Source organism: Actinotalea ferrariae CF5-4, from assembly GCF_000603945.1.
In the GTDB taxonomy this organism is placed as follows: domain Bacteria; phylum Actinomycetota; class Actinomycetes; order Actinomycetales; family Cellulomonadaceae; genus Actinotalea; species Actinotalea ferrariae.
On record NZ_AXCW01000333.1, the window covers coordinates 1 to 3,652 of the forward strand.

The following is a 3,652-nucleotide window of genomic DNA, read 5'->3' on the forward strand; positions in this document are numbered from 1 at the left end:
CACCGGCCGCGGACGACGGCGCCGCGGCGCCCCGAGCGGGGTGCCCGGCACCCGGGCGGGCGGGGCGTCCGCGCGCCACTGGTCGAGGATCGGCAGCCCGGAGACCTCGTCGACGGCCCACTGGGGCACGCGGCCCGTGGGCGCGTGGGGGTCGTCGGCGGGGTGGGTCACGACCCTTCATCGGCACGCGGAGGGGGAGGCACGAGGGGTCTTGACCGACGCGATAGGTCGGCCGACGTGCCGCGCTCCACCTACAGTGCGGAGAAGCCGGCACGTGCAGGTCGTCCGGCGGCCAGGGAGGAGCGACGTGGCTCACGACGACGGCGGACCGCGGGCCGGGGCGCCCCCCGGCACGGTCGACGCGCGCGGCTCCGCCCCGCCCGGCGGCGCGCACCCGGACGGCCACGTCGGCACGATCGGGGACTGCGGCGTCTACGAGCACGGCGTGCGGCGCGGGGGCCGGATCCCGCTGGGCGAGGCGGCGGCCGCCGCCGCGCGCACCGAGGGGTTCGTCTGGATCGGTCTCCAGCAGCCCACCCACCAGGACATCGCCGACGTCGCCGCGCAGTTCGAGCTCCCGGCGCTGGCGGTCGAGGACGCCGTCCGGGCCCACCAGCGGCCCAAGATCGAGGCCTACGGCGAGGTGCTCTTCGCCGTGCTCAAGCCGGTCCGCTACATCGACCGGGAGGAGGTCGTCGAGGTCAGCGAGGTCGCGCTCTTCCTCGGCCCGCACTTCGTCATCACCGTGCGCCACGGCCCGACCGAGATCCTCGGGGCGGTCCGCGCCGAGCTGGACGCGGGCTCGCACCCGCTGCTCACCGACTTCGGACCCGCGCTCGTCCTCTACCGGGCGGCGGACCTCGTCGTGGACCAGTACGAGCGCGTGCTGGAGGCGATCGGCGCGGACGTCGACGAGATCGAGGAGCAGGTGTTCGGGACGGGCGAGGGGGACCACGCCCAGCGCATCTACAAGCTCAAGCGCGAGGTCGCGGAGTTCGGGCGCGCCGTCGTCCCGCTGGCCTGGCCGTTCGAGCGTCTCGCGTCGGCCGCGATCGGGCACGTGCCGGACTCCACCGCGCACCACTTCCGCGACATCCACGACCACGTGCTGCGTGCCACGGACCAGCTCGAGTCGATCGACCGGCTGCTCACCGACGTCCTCCAGGCGAACACGGCGCGCGTCGCGACCGCGCAGAGCCAGATCGCCCTGCGGCAGAACGAGGACATGCGCAAGATCTCCGCCTGGGCGGCGATCGCGCTGGTCCCGACGGCGGTCGCGGGGGTCTACGGGATGAACTTCGAGCACATGCCCGAGCTGGAGTGGGAGTACGGCTACTTCGCCGTCCTCGGGCTCATCGGTGCGGTGTGCCTGGCGCTGTACCGGGCGTTCAAGACCAACGGCTGGCTCTGACCGGTCGGCCGGTGCCGGCCCCACGGCGACGGCTCACGCGGGGTCCGGCACACCGTCCTCCCAGTTCTCCGCGGTCTGGAGCGCCCAGAAGACCGTGAAGAGCACGAGCAGCACCGCCTCGACGACGAACACCCACCCGGCGGACGCCGTGAACGACGTCAGGGCCTCCGCCCCGGCCACCAGCCCCGCCACGACGATCGTGCCGACCATGCCGACCGCCACCACCGCGTAGGCCCCGGAGAACTGGTGCGGGCTGAGCACCCGGACGTGGGTGCGCCGCCGCACCCGCACCGCGTCGAGGACGGCGACCGCCGCGACCAGCCCGAAGAACGGCACGGCCGCCGCGTAGTGGGCCCCCGCGAGGAACGACTCCCGCGGCCACAGCAGGAACCACGCGCCGAACCCGGCCCACACCACCGCCGCCGCCGTGAGCCCCCACCGCGTCGCGGCCCGGGGCGGCCCGCCGGCGCGGGCCATCCAGCCTGCCGCCAGGATCCCGACCGCGCCGACGACGAGCAGCGCGGCCACGTTGTTCTCCACGGCGGGCACGAGGTTCGCCGGGACGCACCGCACCGTGCCCGGCGGGCAGCCGCCCGCGACGGCCGGCTCGACGGGCGTCGGGACGAAGGCGACCACGGGGACGAGCATCCCTGCGAGGTTGAGCAGGGTGTCCTCCGCGCCGGGCCGCCCGGCGATCGCGATCAGCGCGAGCCCGATCGCCACGAGCGACCCCACGAGCACGGCCCGGACGGGGGAGTAGTAGTACGCGCTGATCGACTCCAGCAGCCCGGGGCTGCGCCGGGCCTCCAGCGCCAGCGACGTGGCCAGGAGCAGCGCGAGCGCGACGACGGCCAGCCGCAGGTACCGGTAGGTCCGCACCGTCGACAGGCTCAGCGCCCGGACGGGTGCCGATGGCTCGCTCATCGCGCCCCCTCTCGCCTCCGGACGCTAGGCCCGGTGGCGGCCGCGTGCCAGCGCGGGAGGAGCGCCACGCCGGCAGGAACGGCAGCCCGGCAGGAGCGTCGGAGGCCGGGCCGCGCGCGGACGCCGGGCGGTCGCCCGCGGCCGGAGCAGTACCGTCCGCTCGTGGAGCTGACGGTGACGGTGGTGGCGGTCGGCCTCGTCGCCGCCTTCGTGTTCGGCCTCTCCAAGACGGCGGTCCCCGCCGTCAGCGCGTTCGGCGTCGCCCTCCTGGCCACCGTGCTGCCGCCGGTCCCGTCGACCGGTGTCGCCCTGCCCGTGCTCATCGTGGTGGACGCCTTCGCGATCGCGCTCTACGGGCGCCACGCGAACGTGCGGCTGCTGCTCCAGCTGCTGCCGAGCGTCGTCGTCGGCCTCGCCGCCGGCTGGGCGCTCGTGCGGTTCGCCGACCCCGCCGTCGTCACCCGGGTCATCGGGGTGGTCCTCCTGCTCAGCGTCGCCGGGACGCTCCTGCGCCGCCGTCGCCCGGCCGACGACGACGCCGCCCCGGCCAGCGCCGGCGGACCGGTGGCGCTCCTGCTCGGCGCCGGCGCCGGGCTGTCGACCATGGTGGCCAACGCGGGCGGGCCGATGATGACGCTGTACCTGCTGCGCATGCGGGTCGGGGTGCTGGGGTTCCTCGGCACCGTCGCCTGGTTCTTCACCGCCGTGAACCTCATCAAGGTCCCGTTCAGCGTCGGGCTCGGCCTCATCACCACCGAGTCGCTCCTCATCAGCGCGGCGATCACCCCGGGCGCCGTCGCCGGGGCGCTCCTGGGCCGGCGGATCGCGCGCGGGATGTCGGTCGAGGTGTTCCGGGTCGTCGCGCTCACCGCCACGGCGGCCGCCGGCGCGTGGCTCGTCGTGCGCTGAGCGGCGTACCGTCGCCCGGTGCCGTCCTACCGCGTCCGCATGATCGTCGGGATGCTCCACCAGGGTGTGGACCCGGCGGACGTGCTCCCCGCCGCGGCCGATGCGGCCCGCGCGCACACCCCCGTCGAGGCCACCGCCCTCGAGGTCGTCCGCGGGCAGCCCCGGCTCACGGTCCGGTACGAGGCGCCCGACGACCTCACGGCCGCCACGGTGGGGCGGGCCGTGGTGGCGCGGGTGGACACGCTCGTGGACGTCGAGACGAGCCGCGTCACGCGCCGGTTCGGCGCCCGCTGGTACCCGATGCGCTGACCCGGGCGGCCGCGACCCGGGCGTGCGGCCACGTGCGCACCACGGCGGGCAGGGCGCGCAGACCGAGGCGCACGGCCGGCCGCAGCATCGCCCAGGCGG

Annotated in this window: 4 protein-coding genes; 3 read left to right on the forward strand and 1 reads right to left on the reverse strand. The window is 75.8% G+C overall.

The window, feature by feature from the left end:
• The first annotated feature begins 307 nt into the window (after positions 1-307).
• Complete coding sequence (locus N866_RS17280) at positions 308-1,411, forward strand: magnesium and cobalt transport protein CorA (protein WP_245612647.1); 1,104 nt, start codon at positions 308-310, stop codon at positions 1,409-1,411.
• 33 nt (positions 1,412-1,444) lie between these two features.
• On the opposite strand, the gene N866_RS21100 is transcribed toward N866_RS17280, so the two are convergent.
• Positions 1,445-2,335, reverse strand: coding sequence for a hypothetical protein (locus N866_RS21100; RefSeq protein ID WP_052023206.1), 891 nt, complete (start codon positions 2,333-2,335; stop codon positions 1,445-1,447).
• A 162-nt stretch (positions 2,336-2,497) separates the two neighbouring features.
• Here N866_RS21100 and N866_RS21105 point away from each other — a divergent pair, with 162 nt between their 5' ends.
• Positions 2,498-3,244, forward strand: coding sequence for a sulfite exporter TauE/SafE family protein (locus N866_RS21105; RefSeq protein WP_052023207.1), 747 nt, complete (start codon positions 2,498-2,500; stop codon positions 3,242-3,244).
• 18 nt (positions 3,245-3,262) lie between these two features.
• On the forward strand, positions 3,263-3,553 hold the full coding sequence (locus tag N866_RS17295) for a hypothetical protein (protein WP_034228874.1): 291 nt from the start codon (positions 3,263-3,265) through the stop codon (positions 3,551-3,553).
• Positions 3,554-3,652: the final 99 nt, after the last annotated feature.